Source organism: Thalassobacter stenotrophicus (assembly GCF_001458315.1).
Taxonomy (GTDB): domain Bacteria; phylum Pseudomonadota; class Alphaproteobacteria; order Rhodobacterales; family Rhodobacteraceae; genus Thalassobacter; species Thalassobacter stenotrophicus.
This window is the reverse complement of the sequence record NZ_CYRX01000029.1, coordinates 54,761-70,758: the sequence shown is the minus strand read 5'-3', so window position 1 is coordinate 70,758 and position 15,998 is coordinate 54,761. Positions and strand designations below refer to the sequence as shown.

Below are 15,998 nucleotides of genomic sequence, written 5' to 3'. Positions count from 1 at the left end.
ACCCCCACCCGACTCGAAACATCCTTAATATGACCAACACGTCACTTATCCACAGACCACACCCTATATTTGGGGGTTCGAGGGGGGAAAAATACTACGAAACGCCGACTCGCATCGTCCGACTGACAAAAACGAGTCGCTCCGAGTCGTCGCAACTCAGCCTGGTGTCAGTTTTTGGTCGCTACGTGCTCGCAGACGTCCAACCAGCTTTGGCAACCGCAGACCAACCAGCCCGATGCCCAAACCAAGGTAGAGAAGTGACTCAATCGTCCACACCTTCTCTTGCATTATGAAGTGAACCGCCCCCAGCAGAACAATCACATATGTCAGTTGGTGCAGCTTGCCCCACGTGGCAGCCCCCAAACGACGAACCGCCCCATTCCACGATGTCGCCACCAATGGGATCGCCAGAACAAAGGCAGCCATCCCCACGGTGATATACGGACGCTTTACAATGTCGGCCCAGATCTCTCCCCAGCGGAGCTGAATATCCAGCACCAGCCATACAACCAAATGGAAGAGTATATAGAGGAAGGCCAATAACCCTACCGCACGACGGAACTTGAGCAGGTTGAGCCGAGCAAACCGCATAAGAGGTGTGATGCACAAACCAGCAAGCAAAAGCTGCAACGCCCATATACCCAGCTGGTGTTCCATGACCTTAACTGGATCGACACCAAGGCCACCTGTAATCCCTTCGTACAACAACCACGCAGGCGGCAGCAGGCCTAACAGGTAAACCGGCCATGTTGGAACCTTACGCACACCCCCGCTTATGCGGTGACCTATGACTTGAACCCGGTTCAAAAGAACTCCCGCAGGTCCATACCCTCATACAGCGAGGCAACCTGATCCTCATACCCATTGAACATCAGCGTATCTTTGCGCTGTTGGAACAATCCGCCGCCAATGACCCGCTCGGACGCTTGGCTCCACCGAGGGTGATCCACCTCTGGGTTCACATTTGAATAGAAGCCATACTCATTAGATTGCAGCATGTTCCATGTCGTTGGCGGCTCCTTATCGACCAAGGTGATCCGCACAATGGATTTGATCGACTTGAACCCGTACTTCCACGGAACAACCAAACGGATCGGCGCGCCGTTTTGGTTGGCCATCGGCTCACCGTAGATACCCGTTGCCATCATTGTCAGAGGATGCATCGCCTCATCCAGGCGCAACCCCTCCCGATAGGGCCATTCAATATTGCTACGAAAACCGCGCTGGCCGGGCATCTCTTCTGGGCGGACCAATGTTTCGAACGCCACATACTTGGCCCCGGCTTGCACGCCGACCTTATCTAGCACCTTGTTCAGCTCAAACCCGTTCCAAGGGATCACCATCGACCACGCTTCAACACAGCGGAACCGATAGATGCGTTCCTCTATATCCAAGTCACCAATCAACTCTTGCAAAGGATAGGTGCCGGGGTTGTCGACCATTCCGTCGATCTTGATTTCCCACGGACTGGTCGTGAGCATATGGGCATACTTCGCAGGGTCGGACTTACCGGTGCCGAACTCATAGAAGTTATTGTAGCTCGTGATTTCCTCTAACGTGTTGGGCGTGAGCGTCCCGGCGCGTGTGGGCTGTGCGATGCTACCGGTCGCTAAGGCCGCAGCCCCACCCGCAAGAAGTTGACGCCGGTTTAGCCACATCGATTGTGGCGTCACATCCGCAGCAGTCAGGTCGGGCGTAAAAGGCTTAAACATCACGGGCTCCTCGGGTTCGTGTCTTTGAACGACATTGCACTGATTTGGGCACCCGCACAGGGACAAACCCGCCAGATCACGGGAACGTAATTGACCGTGATCCTAGAGTAGCTGCGCGAGCAGATGTGTCAGACAGGCACGGTGTCCATCCACTCCAAGGCATCCTGAAGCCGGTCATTGCCCCAAAACAACTCCCCATCGTGGGTGCGCCACGTCGGGGCCCCAAAGATGCCAAGCGTTTGGGCCTGTGCTGTTTGATCCCGCAACGCCGTCTTGTTCGCGTCACTCATTGCAGTGTCCCAAACCGCAGATGCGTCTTGGCCAATCTGAGCCAAGGCATCCATCAGGAACTGCGGATCCGAAATATCACGACCTTGGGCAAACTGCCCCTCGTATACCGCACGACTAAATGCACCCCGCGCGTCATTCGGCAAAGCCATCGCAACACGCGCAGCATTCAAACCGTTTTGGGGAAATGGGCTAGGTCGGCCGAAATCCAGACCTTGCTTGGCGCAAATACGCTCCATGTCGCGCCACATGTAGGCGCCCTTGGCGGGGTGCTCGTTGAACGGTGATGTGGTCCAGCCCATGTAGCGAAAGATCACACCCAACAGAAAGGGCCGCCAAACCACCTGAACTCCGTGCTCCGCAGCAGCGCGGTCCGCCCGCATCGCAGCAGGATAGGAATAAGTGCTGGCAAATTCGTACCAAAATTCGATCGTGCGCGTCACAGTCTGGCTCCCTACATTATACAGAACCAGTTTTGGGCGGATCGCGATCTAGTTCAAGCCGCGCGCTTGGCTTTCCTGCACGATGCTGAACTCCCGTGCGCCGATCTGCACACCCGTTTCCAGCGTATCGAACATGACCGTCGTCTGGCCGCCGCCTTCGTTGGTGATGATCCATTCGCGCAAAGCCACGGGGTTTGCGGTGAACACCAAGCGGATATTACCCAGCTGGGGTTGTTCGGGGTCCTGCAACACGACCGAGGTTGCGGTCCCGTTGTAATCATAACCCGCCAATTGCCCCGATGCCGATAAATCCACGTTCCGTGCAAGGATATGGGTCAGAGGTGTGCGCCGCAGAGGATATTGCTCGGGGGGCGTGTTGGACACCGGATCAAAGATCGCGACCTGTCCGCCCCCGGCAATCACCAATGCATCACTGTCGTCATAATCGAACCGGGCGCGCCCCGGACGCCGCATCAGCAGCGTACCAGTGGACACTGACCCATCACCATTCACCTGCGTGAAATCCGCCCGAGCCGTCGTAAAGCTGTTCAAATATCCATTGATCGCCTCAAGCGAGATTTCTTCACCAAAGGACGGAAGCGATAGGGCCAGCCAAAGAACCGGCGCAAGGAGAACATGTTTCATACCCCAACACATAACAACTGCAGCCCCATCGCCAAGAGCCGTCTGCACACGCGCCATCACATCCGCGCGGGAAATCGCCATTGCCGCTATTGCCAGAGGATTTCAAGGCTGACGTTTCCATTCACAAGAGCCCTGACAAAATCGCACCCATTTCCGGGCTGATTGAAATGTTGCCACGCAAGAGCCGCGAACTTTTCCGGTGCGATAACTGCGATCAGATCATTCAACCGGATCGGCTCCACTGGCTCATCTTGGCCAAATTGCTCAACAATCTTTTGTCGCACAACCAGCGGGAATGACCACATCTGCATGACATAGGCGACATACTCATGGTTGGCCAAACACAGCGCATCTTCGCAGGCAGTCTGTTCAAACGCCGCATGAGATACCTCATGCACCACAATGCTGTCGAACACGACTTCAGGCGCAATGTGTTTATATAGCCGACTAAGCTGCGTAATTTCAGCGATCCCACCGGGCGATCTGACAAAGATACGGTGACCGTCACAGACATAGTACCCAAAGCACGTGTCGCTCACCCCCGGCAGGTCATTCAAAACCGTAATCGAAAGGGGATGTGAAAGCCGAAGATCGCATTGAGCCAACTTGGGCAGCGTTGCCATAACCGTGGTACAAACCGACTGCGCGCGGCTGGCGTTTGGGGCGGTCACCGAAACCAAGCTTTCGCTGCAAACGACGGTCTCTGCCAGCGCCCCTGTTGGTAGCGATAGAACCATCGCGCCTAACGCAAACGCAGCCACTGTTTTTTGACCAATCAAACCATCACCCCTGCTTTGCGATGCATAGTCAGGGTGACAGATCACCGCCGGCCCGGCCTGATCTTTGTCAATTCCGGGCGCGGCGGTGGGGTTGTTACTGCTCTGGCAGGAGGATGTCGCGTTTGCCGACATGATTGGCAGGCGTCACGATGCCGTTGTCTTCCATCTGCTCAACCAAACGCGCGGCCTTGTTGTAGCCAATCGCCAGCTTTCGCTGAATGTAGGAAGTTGAGCATTTGCGATCCTTGGCCACAATCGCCACGGCCTGATCATAGAGCGCGTCTTCACCATCGGTGTTTCCGCCCAGTCCCAGCACCGCATCAATGTCCGACGACTTTTCATCATCGGGGCCGTCAAGCACGCTGGCCGCATAATCCGGCGGGCCGAAGGATTTGAGATGGTTGACGATTTCCTCAACCTCTTCATCCGAACAGAACGGGCCGTGCACGCGGGTGATCTTGGACCCCCCTGCCATGTACAGCATATCACCCATGCCCAGCAGTTGCTCGGCGCCCTGCTCTCCCAGAATGGTACGGCTGTCGATTTTGGACGTCACGTGGAACGAAATCCGGGTGGGGAAGTTCGCCTTGATCGTACCAGTAATCACGTCAACCGACGGACGCTGTGTGGCCATGATCAGGTGGATACCCGACGCCCGCGCCATCTGTGCAAGCCGCTGGATACAAGCTTCGATCTCTTTGCCTGCAACCATCATCAAATCAGCCATCTCGTCGACGATCACGACGATAAAGGGCAGCTTTTCTGGTGTAATCTCTTCGGTCTCAAACACGGGATCACCGGTTTCGTCGTCAAATCCGGTCTGAACGGTGCGCGAGAACATCTCACCCTTGGCGAGCGTGTCCGCCACGCGGGAGTTATAGCCTTCAATGTTCCGAACACCCATTTTGGACATCTTGCGATAGCGTTCCTCCATCTCACCCACGACCCATTTCAGGGCGACAACCGCCTTTTTGGGGTCCGTCACAACGGGGCTAAGCAGGTGAGGGATGCCATCATAAACGCTGAGTTCCAGCATTTTCGGATCGATCATGATCATCCGGCAGTCTTCAGGCGGCAGCCGGTACAAAAGCGACAGGATCATCGTGTTGATCGCAACGGATTTACCCGACCCCGTGGTCCCCGCGATCAGCAGGTGAGGCATCTTGGCTAGGTTGGCCACAATCGGCGCGCCGCCGATGTCTTTGCCAAGTGCGAGGGGCAGCTTCATGCCCGTATCGCCAAAGTCTTTGCCGGACATGATCTCCCGCAGAACAACCTTTTCGCGAGTCTCATTCGGCAGTTCGATCCCGATGACCGAACGCCCTGGCACGGTAGAAACACGCGCCGATAGAGCCGACATGGACCGGGCGATATCATCGGCCAAGCCAATCACACGAGAGGCCTTAAGACCCGGCGCAGGCTCTAGCTCATACATGGTGACAACGGGGCCGGGGCGGACACTGACGATCTCACCCTTAACACCGTAATCATCTAGAACTGTTTCCAGCATCCGCGCGTTTTCTTCGAGCGCCTCATCACTCAGGATTGCGCGCTCAATCGTGTCGGGACTGGTCAAAAGCGATAATGGCGGCGGCTCATAGCCAGCTACCTGCGCGGTTGGTTCCAGCGCGAGGCTAGGCTGCGCCTCGGCCATCGCTTGCCGTGAGGGCGCGACAGGTTTTTTGGGCGGGTGCTGCACAACCTTGCGGTTGATCACCGCGCCGGGCTGCACACCGGGCATGATTGACGTCGACGAGGGTCGCATTTCTGGCGCAGGCATGTCGGGCATATCGGCGGCGTAGTCCGCTGCGTCATACTCCACGAGACCGTCTTCGTCCGCTTCAAAGCCCGCATCATAAGACGTGATCTGTGGTTCATCGCGGGTCAGGACCGGCTCCGCCCGGGCAGCGGGCTCTGTCATGCCAGTGGGCGCAGACAAAGGCGGCTCATCCGGAATGATATGCGCATAGCCTGCATCTGCCTCAGCGGTGGGTGGTGCTACGGGCTGACCGCGCTGCACACGACCTTCAATCGCAGACGCGATACGGGCCTTAACACGATCCTCGGTCGGAGCGTGGATATCATCGCCAGACATCGGGTCTAGGTCGATCAGCTCAGGTTCAGGCAAACGCGCGCCGATGATGGGCATCCGCTTGAGCAGAGGTGTTTTCGCGGCCGCAGCCATCGGGGGGGTCGCGTTGCGCGATTGCACAGCAGCCTCAGCCACCTGACCACGCCGCGCATCGCGACGGGCGCGGATCATGTCGATAAGCCGCGCAGACCCGCGGCCAATTTGCAGCCCCATAGCCTTGGCACCAACGGCGCTTGTGCCCAGCCCCATCAGCAAAAAGGTCCACATTCTTTGAAGTTCTGCACGATCACAGCCCAGAACAAAGCTGCCCAGCGCAACCAGTCCAAGGAACAGAACGAACGACAACAGCTTTAGCCCGACCATCGCCGAAATTGGCAAAATCCCCAGCATTGCGGCCAGAACCGTGTCGCCGAACAAACCGCCCAAACCAAAGCTTTGGTCCCAAGACGCCCCCGGCGCGTGTGTTGAGGCAAAAATCGCTGCAAGCGCGACCCACGGGGCCACAAAGATTGACCGGCTGAACGCGCGATCCGAGCCGATGTGCAACAAGAAGCGCACGCCCCAAACGCCCGTACACAGCGCGATGCCCCATGACGCGACGCCCAGCACAAGGATCAGCGGGGCCGCCACAGACGCCCCAAACCTGCCCAACCAATTGCGTGGCTCGGCCTCGGTTGCGGCCAGCCAGTTCGGATCATCCGGCACATATGAAAACAGCATCAGGGCCAGACACACCGTCACGCCCAAAAGCGCGACGCCCACACCTTCGCGCGAACGTCGGCTCAGCGCGGCTTGGGTGCCACTGTCCAAAAGCGGGTCTCGTGTGCGAGTAGGATAGGCCATGAATGTGCTCTTATTCTTCTTAGGAATACAGACAATCGCGCAGGCGGGTCAGACCATCGCGAACTTGATCAAGGGGGGCCACCAGAGCCACCCTAATAAATTTCTCACCGGGGTTTCCGTCTGCTGTGTCGCGCGCCAGATACGCACCGGGCAGCACTTTGACGCCCGCCTCTTGCCACAGCTTCAGGGTTGCGGCTTCTCCGTCGTCTACGGGAAGCCACAGGAAAAAACCCGCCTCGGGGATATGCACGCCAGGGATATTGCCCAAAATCTCAGTCGCGACGTCAAATTTAGCGGCATAAAGCGCACGATTCTCAATGACGTGGTCCTCATCCGACCATGCACGCGCGGCTGCCATTTGCAGCGGAAACGGCAGCGGCGCACCAGCATAGGCACGCAAAAGGCGCATCCGGGCGATCGTTTCCGCCCCTGACACCGCAAAACCCGAACGCAGCCCAGCAAGGTTGGACCGCTTGGAGAGTGAGTGGAACGCAACAACGCGGTTGGGGTCGATCCCGTCTTCGGCAACAACCTCCAGAATACCCGTCGGTGGGGCATCGAGGTAAATCTCAGAATAGCATTCATCCGCCAAAACGATGAAATCATGCTTCTCGGCCAATGCCAAAAGCTGCCGCCAATAGGCTTTGTCAGCCACAGCGCCCTGCGGGTTTGCGGGCGAACAGATGTAGGCGACCGCTGTCCGGTCCAGCAGATCGTTTGAGAGTGCTGCGAAATCTGGCAAATGCCCGCTCTCAGCGGTGGCGTTAACATAGACGGGCTCTGCCCCCACGCTCAGCGCGGCAACGGCATAGACCTGATAGAACGGGTTCGGCGTCAGGACGACGGGCCGTTGGCCATTCTTGTCCTCAGGGCAAAGGGCCATGCAGGTGTTGTACAGCCCCTCACGCGTGCCATTCAGAGCTAGAATTTGCTCCGGCACGGTCGCAAACCCAAACCGACGTTCCAGCCAGCCACCAATCGCATCCATTAGTTCCGGCGCGCCATCATTCGGCGGGTAGTTCGCAAATCGCGCGGCGTGCTTGTTGATTTCCTCGGTGATGAAGCCCGGCGCGGCATGGCCCGGATCACCAATGGTCATTTGGATTGGGTTCGGATGCCCCGCAGGCAGATCGCCCAAAAGGGTGCGGAGACGCGGAAACGCGTACTCAGGCAGCTCGGAAAACCGCTTGGGTGGATGCATACGACTGGCCTCAATTCGGGTGCTCTAACGGCCCCATTTCACACAGGATAGCCGCCGCACCCCGATGGGTCCAGAGAAATGGCGCGTTCTAGGCCAGCACAGCCTCCAGAGCGGCACCGATCCGCAACAGTCGCGCCTCTGCCATTGGAGCCGCTAATGCCATCAAACCACAGGCAGGCGTGCCGGTGGGCAGGCTGAGCCCGCACAACCCCATCAGGTTTCCGACCCGCGTGTTACGTAACGCCAACAAGTTTTCTGTGACGTAGTAATCTTGATCGGCCATCAAACGGCCCGCATCGGGCGGCAGAATTGGAGCCGTGGGCAAAAGGACTGCATCATATTGCGCCGTGGCTGCTGCATATTCTGCGCGGCACCGGTTGAGTGTGTTCCACGCCTTCCACACATCAGGGCCGCTGAAATCCTTACCAGAGCGAAAGCGCTCAAGGATACGGTCAAACATCTTGTCTGGGGCGGTCTCAATGACATCACCCCATGTGCCATATGCCTCGGGCGTGAACAGGACTGCGGCCAACGCCATCGCCTCATCCACCATGGGCAGTGTCCCGTGGGTGACATTGCCCCCCGCGTCCGCAATCTTGGCCACCGCTTCGTTGAACGCAGCACGGGGCGCTTCGCGTGCGTCCTCTGTGTAGGTATCCAGCACCAAGAACCGCGCGCCGTTTAGTGTGGCACCACGCAGGTCCGCCGCGCGCCCCCCTTCTAGGGCCGCAAGCATCAGGGCCGCATCCTCAACCGACCGTGCCAATGGGCCGAAGGTGTCAAAACTCGCAACAAGGGGCACGCTACCCGCGCATGATAAACGTCCCGCCGTCGTCTTGAGCCCGACCAAATCATTCCATGCTGCAGGAATACGCACCGACCCGCCTGTATCAGAGCCGATTGCAATCGGTGCCAACCCAAAGCTGACAGAGGTCGCCGCACCGGAACTGGACCCCCCCGGAACCGCACCGCGATCATGCAACCCCGGTGGCGTGGCAACCGTCGGATTAAGGCCGAGCCCCGAAAACGCCAGTTCAGACATATGTGTTTTGCCCAGACAAACTGTACCCGCGTGGCTTGCGGTGCTCAAAACAGCGGCATCCTGTGCGGGCACCCGTCCCTCTAACAGCTTGCTGCCCGCCTCGGTCGCGACACCGGCGGTGTCAAACAGGTCCTTCCAACTGACCGGCACGCCATCCAGCGGCCCAACGCGCAGGCCCAAACGGGCACGCTTGGCCGCCGCTGCCGCCTCAGCGCGTGCGCGTTCTGGCGTAGTGCGGGCATAGATGCGGTCCGCGTCGGGGTGTGCCGCGATTGCAGCCAGATAAGTCTCACACAAGGCTTCGGCGTCGATCTCGCCGCGTGCTATGCCACGACCCAAATCTGCCGCCGTCATCGTTAGCCAATCTTGCATTGCACCCCTCCCGCAAATGGTCGCAGGCCACGCTAACCGTCGGCTGCGCATTGGACAATCCCGCCCGCCCGCGCATATTCCCCCTATGGACCAAGATATCATCATCGTGGGCGGCGGGCTCAACGGCCCCACCCTTGCCCTCGCACTGGCTGCGAGCGGATTTCGCGTCGCGGTCATTGACGCCATGCCCCGCGCCAGCTTTGCCAAAACGTTCGACGGTCGCTCCTACGCGCTGGCGTTGGCCTCAACCAAACTGCTCAGCGCGCTGGGCATCTGGGACGGGATCAAAGACGCCTGCCAGCCGATGCTAGAGATCAAAGCCACCGATGGTCGCGCGGGCGAAGGCCCCGCACCGTACTTTTTGCACTTCGATCATGCCGAGATTGAGGAAGGCCCCATGGGCTATATGGCCGAAGACCGCATCCTGCGTGCGGCCCTGTTGGACGCGATCGACGCGGATGATCGGATCACCTGCATGTATGGCCGCACCGTCGTGGCCCAAACCGCAGGCGCCGTCACACTGGACGACGACACAACACTTAGCGCGCGGTTGATTGTGGGCTGTGACGGGCGGGCATCCGGCACCGCCGAACGCGCGGGTATCAAGCGTGTCGGTTGGAACTACGACCAGACCGCGCTGGTCTGTGCCATTGAACATGAGCAGCCGCACAATGGCATCGCACACCAGTTCTTTATGCCGGCTGGCCCGCTCGCGATTTTGCCGCTGCCGGGCAATCGGTCCTCTATCGTGTGGTCCGAACGCACCGATGCCGCCGTACAGATCAACGCCCTGCCCGAGGACGAATACCTCGATATTCTGCGCCCACGATTTGGCAGCTTTCTGGGCGAGATCAAACTGGCCGGCGCGCGCTTTACCTATCCGCTGAATCTGACGCTGGCGCAGAACCTGACTGCACCGCGCGTGGCCCTAGTCGGGGATGCGGCCCACGGCATACACCCAATTGCGGGCCAAGGCCTCAACCTTGGGTACCGCGACATCGGTGCCTTGGCTGAGGTCGTAACACTCGCGCAGCGACGGGGTGAGGATATCGGCGCCGTAGACGTGCTGGACCGCTACGCGCGCTGGCGGCGGTTCGACACCATGACACTGGCCGTTGGCACCGATGTCATCAACAAGCTGTTTTCCAACGACAACCCGATCTTGCGGGCTGCACGTGATTTGGGGATGGGGGCAGTGCAATCCATGCCGGGCCTGCGCCGGGGCTTTATCCGACAGGCCGCTGGATTAACCGGGGACCTGCCACAACTGATGACAGGCCGCCCACTTTAATCGAGCTTGCGGGCCTCATCAATCAGCATCACGGGAATACCGTTGCGGATTGGAAACGCGAGATGAGCGGCCTTAGACACAAGCTCTTGGGCCTCCGCGTCGTATTTCAGGGGCGCTCGGGTCTGTGGACAGACCAGCGCCTCTAACATACGGCGGTCAAATTCGCTCATTGCAGGATCTCTTCGTTTTGCCCGCCACGCATGGCAAATTCCATCAACGTCACAAGTGTCTCGCGACGGGTTTGCAAGGATGGCGCCTCTAGCAGGGCTTGCTTTTCCTCGGGGTCAAAGGGGCACAGCATGGACAGTGAGTTGATCAACAACTCCTCATCCGCTTCCTTCAACGAATCCCAATCGGTGCTCAGCTCTTGGCTTTCGAAGTACCGCGAGAGCGTCTTCATGAACACGGGCCTGTCAAAGCCCTTGTCGATCTCAGCCTTGCCCAAATCCCGCTCAAAGCCGGTCCAACTGACGTCGGCCTTAAGGTACGGCGTGAACCCCGACACTTCGCGCATCACGCGAAAGCGCGAGACCCCCGCGAGCGTGACCATATAACGGCCATCCTCGGTCTCAGAAAATTGCGTGACGCGTCCGGCGCAGCCGATCGTGTGCAGGGTCCGGTCGCCACTGCCGCTGTTGGGGGCAACCATGCCAATCAACCGCGCAGAGGTTTTCATCGTGTCCTCAAGCATCTGCAAATAGCGCGGCTCAAAGAGGTGCAATGGCAGCCGTGAGCGCGGCAGCAAGAGCGCACCGGGCAATGGGAACACAGGGATGGTGTCGGGCAGGTCGCTTTGTCTGATCATGTGAGTACAGGTAGTGCCTCTGTTGGCTCAGGCAAATATCATCGACGAGAGTTTGCGACGACCCGCCAAAGCGATCGGATCTTTGGCATCCAGCGCGTCAAAGATGGTGAAAAGCTGGGCTTTTGCAGCGCCCTCATTCCATTCCCGGTCCTGACGGAAGATTTCCAACAGGTGATCCACTGCCGCTTGCGTATCGCCATTGGCGTGCAGTGCGGTGGCCAGATCAAACCGAGCCTGATGATTGGCGGCATCGGCCTCAACTGCCGCGGTTAGTTCCGCAACGGGGCCAGCGCTCTGGGCTTGTTTGGCCAGCTCGACGTTGGCGCGTGCGGCCTCAATCTCTGAGGCGGTTGCGATGGCCTCCGGCACGCTAGCAAGCAACCCTTCAGCTTGGTCCAGCTCATCCAGCGCAAGATGCGCACGGATCAAACCGGCGTAGGCGGCTGCGTTCTCAGGCTCTTCGCCCAAAACGGCCGCAAAGGTCTGTGCCGCGTCCACAACTTCGCCCGCATCGAGCATTTCTTCGGCTGCCGCAACAGCCTCGGCCAAACCGCCGTCTTCCTCTGGGCCCATGGCCGCAACACGTTCGACAAACGCTGTCACTTCGGCGGGTGTGACCGCGCCCTGAAATCCATCAACCGGTTGCCCCTGAAAGAAAGCATAAACTGTAGGGATCGACTGAATGCGCAACTGCGCGGCAATCTGTTGGTTCTGGTCCACATCGACCTTGGCCATACGCACCTTGCCGCCCGCTGCGGTCACGGCGGCCTCTAGCTGGGGGCCAAGGGTTTTGCAGGGGCCGCACCACGGCGCCCAGAAATCCACGATGACGGGGACCGTCTGCGAGGCTTCGATCACGTCCGTCATGAACGTCATCTCGGATACGTCCTTGATCAGATCACCTGCATCGGCGGGCGTCTGAGGCGGTGTTTGGCCTAGTTCAAGCATGTCTCTCTCCATCGTCGTATGTGCGGCGTATATCGGCGTGCGAGGCCCGGTTTACAAGTCAAACGTAGCAAAGACCGGGGCGTGGTCCGAGGGACCTTCATACCCGCGCACGTGGCGCAAAACCCGGCTAGAGTGCGCCGCATTGGCAATATCGGACGTGGCCCAGACGTGATCTAGACGCCGCCCTTTATCCGCCGCATCCCAATCGGGAGAGCGATAGGACCACCAGCTATAAAGCCGCCCCGTGGGGATATCGGCGCGGGTCACATCTACCCAGTCGCCTGCCTCTTGGACTTGGGCCAGATGATCCACCTCAATGGGTGTATGGCTGACCACGCGCAGCAGCTTTTTGTGATCCCACACGTCGTCTTCGCGGGGGGCGATGTTCAGATCACCCACCAGAATGGATTTTTCGGGGGCATTTGCACGAAACGCATCGCGCATGTCCGTCAGGTAATCGAGCTTTTGACCGAACTTTTCATTGATCTCACGGTCGGGCTTGTCACCGCCTGCGGGCACGTAAAAGTTGTGGATCGTGACCCCGTTTTCCAACTGCCCCGCAATGTGACGCGCATGCCCAAGGTTAGCATAATCTGCGGCGCCTGCCTCTTGGATCGGCATCTTCGACAGGATCGCGACACCGTTGTATCCCTTTTGCCCACGGGCCACCATGTGGGAGTAGCCAAGCGCCTCGAACATCTCGAGCGGGATCTTGTCCACCGGGCTTTTGCACTCCTGTAGGCATAAAACATCGGGGGCTTCTTCTTGCATCAAGCGCGCCACGAGGGCTTCGCGCAGGCGCACGGAGTTGATGTTCCAGGTGGCAAGTGTGAAGGGCATAACCTCTCCTTGGAGCGTTTTGAGCGTCGCGCTCAGTGGTGTGGCCGGGGGCGATAGCCAATGACCTTTGTTGCAGGGTTAACCTGTCTTGGATCGGGAGGAAAGCAACCGCCCGTGGGCTGCTATTTGAAGGGCCCGCGCCACAGCCTTGTTTTCTTTTGATAGCTCCGCCAAGCATTGCTCTTTTTCCACGCAGCCCCTTAAATCAATCTGACCTTATTCACGTGGGAGCTGACAAAATGCGCATCGACCTCAACTCCGATCTTGGTGAAGGCTACGGCCCTTGGCCTATGGGCAACGATGCGGAGATGCTCTCGATTGTGACGTCTGCCAATATCGCCTGTGGGGGGCATGCAAGTGATCCCGAAACGATGTTCCGCACCCTCACGCTGGCGGCGCAAAACGGTGTGAGTGTGGGCGCACACCCCGGCTACAATGACCGTGAAGGATTTGGCCGACGCGTGATACCGATGTCGCCGGCTGAGGTTGGCCGTGTCTGTGCCGCGCAAATCGGGGCGCTGATGGGGATGGCTGCACAAGTTGGCGCGCGGGTGAGCTATGTTAAACCCCACGGCGCGCTTGCCAACCTCGCGGCACGGGACCGCGACGTAGCCGATGCAATCGTCGAGGCTGTGCAACGGATTGACCCAACGTTGGCCATGCTCGCCATTTCGGGCACCCAAGGCGAGCAGGCCGCCCGCGCCGCCAACGCACCCGTATTTTCAGAGATTTTCGCAGACCGGGGGTATTTATCCTCAGGCCAATTGGTCCCCCGCGACCAAGACGGCGCGATGATCCATGACCCCAGTGAGGCCACCGAACGGCTAATTGCCTTTCTTGAGACCGGCCTTATGCCTGTCATTGATGGTGATCCAATCAAGCTGAACGCACATTCCATTTGTGTCCATGGCGATAGCGGCGGTGCCGTCGATATGGCCCGCGAAATCCGCCAACGCCTCACGGCCCAAGGCGTTGAAATTCGCGCGTTTTCATCTGTGTGAGCAACTGAATGCAGCCCCAGTTCAAAGCCATTGCCGATCACGCGCTGTTGGTGACCTTCGCGGACGAAATAAGCGAAGCGGCGCATGCGGCTGTTATCGCGCTTGACCACGCGATTGCCACCAACCCACCCGAAGGGATGATCGAAACGGTGCCCGCGCTGGTGAACCTGCTGGTGTCCTTCGATCCGATCCTCACGGACCACATCGCTGTCGAAACCCACATCCGCGCCTGCCTCACAGCGCTCAACATCCAGAAAGTCTCGGGCGTGCAGCGGGTCGTTCAGGTCTGTTACGAGCCCCCCTTTGCGCCAGACCTAGAGGCCGTTTCAAATGCCACAGGGCTGCCACGGGAAGCGGTCATAAACGCGCATTTGGCCGGTGATTTTCACGTCCTGATGTACGGTTTCGCACCGGGATATGCCTACCTTTCGGGTGTGACCCCCGAAATCCAAGTCCCCCGCAAACTGGCGCCCGTACGCGATGTGCCTGCGGGCAGCGTAATCATCGCAGGACCGCAATGTCTTGTGACGACGCTAATGATGCCGACGGGCTGGTCGATCATCGGACGCTCGCCCACCCCGATCCTGACCAACGATCCAGACCATCCCTTTTTGTTCGATGTCGGAGACCGTGTCGCGTTTGAACGGATCGATGCATCAACATTCGCACGCCTCACGGGGGAGGACGCACATGCCTAACGCCGCCCTTTCCGTCGCCTTTGCCGGCCCTTTGGTCACGGTTCAGGACGCAGGCCGCCCGGGTAACATGCGCTTTGGGGTGTCCGCTTCTGGGCCAATGGACCGCTTGGCATTTGACGCCGCAAACGCGGCCCTCGGCAACGCAACGGGCCAAAGCGCGATTGAAGTCTCACTCGGCGGGGTGATTTTGCAGTGCCGCGAAGGCGATGTGACCGTCGCCATCACCGGCGGGGATTTCGTCGTGGCCCATGGGGCGGCAGAAACCCGGTCATGGACCGTTCTGACCCTGCGCAAAGGCGAACGTTTGGCCGTACGCGCGGGCAAATCCGGCAGCTGGGCCTATATCGCCTTTGCCGGCACGCTAGAGGCCGCGGAATGGCTGGGCAGCCGTGCTACACATTCAACCTCTGGCTTTGGCGGCGGCGCGCTGCAAACGGGACAGTCCCTGACCGTGTCAGATGCCACCACCCGGGAGGACCGCTTGGGCGACATTGAACGCCCTGATTTCCTACCCACTGGCCCAATCCGCGTTGTGACCGGCCCCCAAGATCAACACTTCGCGCCCGAAACCGTCGCGCAATTTCTATCCAGCGCATTCAAGATCACGGACGCCTATGACCGAATGGGTATGCGGTTGAACGGCCCCCGCATTGAACTGGACGGCGCGCTGTCCATTCCGTCGGAGCCTATTGTCCGCGGCTCGGTTCAGGTGTCAGGCGACGGTGTGCCAACCGTTCTGTTGGCGGACCACCAAACCACGGGCGGCTACCCCAAAATCGCGACCGTAGTTTCATCGGACATCGGTAGATTGGCCCAAACGCGTGCGGGCGACACGATCCAATTCACCTCTACATCAAGCCAGCAAGCGATCACTGAGACCCGTGAATGTGCCAAACGCGCAGCCGATTATCTGACGCACATCGCCGTCCCACGCGGGACCCTTGAACAGCGGCTGATGCGCGAAAACCTGATCCACGGCTGCATCTACGACTAGAACG

General features: G+C 59.2%; 16 protein-coding genes. 4 read left to right on the top strand and 12 right to left on the bottom strand.

Translation table 11 applies throughout. The annotated features are described in order from the left end of the window. Positions 1–156: 156 nt before the first annotated feature. The 8 genes from msrQ to THS5294_RS09920 all read right to left on the bottom strand — a co-directional run bounded on the left by msrQ (position 157) and on the right by THS5294_RS09920 (position 9,417). Positions 157–765, bottom strand: a complete 609-nt coding sequence (gene msrQ, locus THS5294_RS09955) for a protein-methionine-sulfoxide reductase heme-binding subunit MsrQ (protein ID WP_233486456.1) — start codon at positions 763–765, stop codon at positions 157–159. A 38-nt stretch (positions 766–803) separates the two neighbouring features. Then, positions 804–1,712: a protein-methionine-sulfoxide reductase catalytic subunit MsrP gene (gene msrP, locus THS5294_RS09950; protein ID WP_058123649.1), complete on the bottom strand. Its 909-nt coding sequence runs from the start codon at positions 1,710–1,712 to the stop codon at positions 804–806. Between the two features lie 128 nt (positions 1,713–1,840). Then, positions 1,841–2,443: a 2-hydroxychromene-2-carboxylate isomerase gene (locus THS5294_RS09945; protein ID WP_072936804.1), complete on the bottom strand. Its 603-nt coding sequence runs from the start codon at positions 2,441–2,443 to the stop codon at positions 1,841–1,843. 48 nt (positions 2,444–2,491) lie between these two features. Beyond that, complete coding sequence (locus THS5294_RS09940) at positions 2,492–3,088, bottom strand: LolA family protein (RefSeq protein WP_058123653.1); 597 nt, start codon at positions 3,086–3,088, stop codon at positions 2,492–2,494. 86 nt (positions 3,089–3,174) lie between these two features. Further along, entirely contained in the window at positions 3,175–3,867 is a 693-nt protein-coding gene (locus THS5294_RS09935) for a DUF6639 family protein (RefSeq protein WP_133244400.1), read from the bottom strand. A 94-nt stretch (positions 3,868–3,961) separates the two neighbouring features. Continuing rightward, positions 3,962–6,802: a DNA translocase FtsK gene (locus THS5294_RS09930; protein ID WP_058123647.1), complete on the bottom strand. Its 2,841-nt coding sequence runs from the start codon at positions 6,800–6,802 to the stop codon at positions 3,962–3,964. Between the two features lie 19 nt (positions 6,803–6,821). Further along, on the bottom strand, positions 6,822–8,003 hold the full coding sequence (locus THS5294_RS09925; RefSeq protein WP_058123646.1) for an aminotransferase class I/II-fold pyridoxal phosphate-dependent enzyme: 1,182 nt from the start codon (positions 8,001–8,003) through the stop codon (positions 6,822–6,824). Positions 8,004–8,091: 88 nt separating this feature from the next. Beyond that, a complete protein-coding gene (locus THS5294_RS09920; RefSeq protein WP_058123645.1) occupies positions 8,092–9,417 on the bottom strand; it encodes an amidase in 1,326 nt (441 codons plus the stop codon). Between the two features lie 85 nt (positions 9,418–9,502). On the opposite strand from THS5294_RS09920, the gene THS5294_RS09915 reads away from it, so the two are divergent. After that, positions 9,503–10,708, top strand: a complete 1,206-nt coding sequence (locus THS5294_RS09915; RefSeq protein ID WP_058123644.1) for an FAD-dependent monooxygenase — start codon at positions 9,503–9,505, stop codon at positions 10,706–10,708. Here the strand turns inward: THS5294_RS09915 and THS5294_RS18050 are convergent. The 4 genes from THS5294_RS18050 to THS5294_RS09900 are packed head-to-tail and all read right to left on the bottom strand — an operon-like array spanning position 10,705 to position 13,301. After that, the gene (locus THS5294_RS18050) at positions 10,705–10,878 is read right to left on the bottom strand and encodes a Trm112 family protein (RefSeq protein WP_072936805.1); all 174 of its coding nucleotides are present in this window, start codon (positions 10,876–10,878) and stop codon (positions 10,705–10,707) included. The two genes, THS5294_RS09915 and THS5294_RS18050, sit on opposite strands and share 4 nt — an antisense overlap. Continuing rightward, complete coding sequence (locus THS5294_RS09910; protein ID WP_038007618.1) at positions 10,875–11,513, bottom strand: LON peptidase substrate-binding domain-containing protein; 639 nt, start codon at positions 11,511–11,513, stop codon at positions 10,875–10,877. Before THS5294_RS09910 ends, THS5294_RS18050 begins: the two co-directional genes overlap by 4 nt. Before the next feature lie 27 nt (positions 11,514–11,540). Beyond that, entirely contained in the window at positions 11,541–12,461 is a 921-nt protein-coding gene (locus THS5294_RS09905) for a tetratricopeptide repeat protein (protein ID WP_038007616.1), read from the bottom strand. Positions 12,462–12,512: 51 nt separating this feature from the next. Next, on the bottom strand, positions 12,513–13,301 hold the full coding sequence (locus tag THS5294_RS09900) for an exodeoxyribonuclease III (RefSeq protein WP_058123643.1): 789 nt from the start codon (positions 13,299–13,301) through the stop codon (positions 12,513–12,515). A gap of 239 nt (positions 13,302–13,540) precedes the next feature. Here THS5294_RS09900 and THS5294_RS09895 point away from each other — a divergent pair, with 239 nt between their 5' ends. The 3 genes from THS5294_RS09895 to THS5294_RS09885 are packed head-to-tail and all read left to right on the top strand — an operon-like array spanning position 13,541 to position 15,994. Beyond that, positions 13,541–14,302 (top strand): LamB/YcsF family protein, encoded by a 762-nt coding sequence (locus tag THS5294_RS09895; protein WP_058123642.1) that lies wholly within the window; start codon positions 13,541–13,543, stop codon positions 14,300–14,302. Positions 14,303–14,310: 8 nt separating this feature from the next. Further along, the gene (locus THS5294_RS09890) at positions 14,311–15,000 is read left to right on the top strand and encodes a 5-oxoprolinase subunit B family protein (protein ID WP_058123641.1); all 690 of its coding nucleotides are present in this window, start codon (positions 14,311–14,313) and stop codon (positions 14,998–15,000) included. Beyond that, complete coding sequence (locus tag THS5294_RS09885; RefSeq protein WP_058123640.1) at positions 14,993–15,994, top strand: 5-oxoprolinase subunit C family protein; 1,002 nt, start codon at positions 14,993–14,995, stop codon at positions 15,992–15,994. The genes THS5294_RS09890 and THS5294_RS09885 overlap by 8 nt, the downstream gene beginning before the upstream one ends. Positions 15,995–15,998 lie beyond the last annotated feature (4 nt).

Bases quoted from the DNA above. Each gene is read 5' to 3' on its own strand.
- msrP (WP_058123649.1), bottom strand. From the start codon at position 1,712: ATGTTTAAGCCTTTTACGCCCGACCTGACTGCTGCGGATGTGACGCCA.
- THS5294_RS09940 (WP_058123653.1), bottom strand. From the start codon at position 3,088: ATGAAACATGTTCTCCTTGCGCCGGTTCTTTGGCTGGCCCTATCGCTT.
- THS5294_RS09930 (WP_058123647.1), bottom strand. From the start codon at position 6,802: ATGGCCTATCCTACTCGCACACGAGACCCGCTTTTGGACAGTGGCACC.
- THS5294_RS09925 (WP_058123646.1), bottom strand. From the start codon at position 8,003: ATGCATCCACCCAAGCGGTTTTCCGAGCTGCCTGAGTACGCGTTTCCG.
- THS5294_RS09920 (WP_058123645.1), bottom strand. From the start codon at position 9,417: ATGCAAGATTGGCTAACGATGACGGCGGCAGATTTGGGTCGTGGCATA.
- THS5294_RS09915 (WP_058123644.1), top strand. From the start codon at position 9,503: ATGGACCAAGATATCATCATCGTGGGCGGCGGGCTCAACGGCCCCACC.
- THS5294_RS18050 (WP_072936805.1), bottom strand. From the start codon at position 10,878: ATGAGCGAATTTGACCGCCGTATGTTAGAGGCGCTGGTCTGTCCACAG.
- THS5294_RS09910 (WP_038007618.1), bottom strand. From the start codon at position 11,513: ATGATCAGACAAAGCGACCTGCCCGACACCATCCCTGTGTTCCCATTG.
- THS5294_RS09905 (WP_038007616.1), bottom strand. From the start codon at position 12,461: ATGCTTGAACTAGGCCAAACACCGCCTCAGACGCCCGCCGATGCAGGT.
- THS5294_RS09900 (WP_058123643.1), bottom strand. From the start codon at position 13,301: ATGCCCTTCACACTTGCCACCTGGAACATCAACTCCGTGCGCCTGCGC.
- THS5294_RS09895 (WP_058123642.1), top strand. From the start codon at position 13,541: ATGCGCATCGACCTCAACTCCGATCTTGGTGAAGGCTACGGCCCTTGG.
- THS5294_RS09890 (WP_058123641.1), top strand. From the start codon at position 14,311: ATGCAGCCCCAGTTCAAAGCCATTGCCGATCACGCGCTGTTGGTGACC.
- THS5294_RS09885 (WP_058123640.1), top strand. From the start codon at position 14,993: ATGCCTAACGCCGCCCTTTCCGTCGCCTTTGCCGGCCCTTTGGTCACG.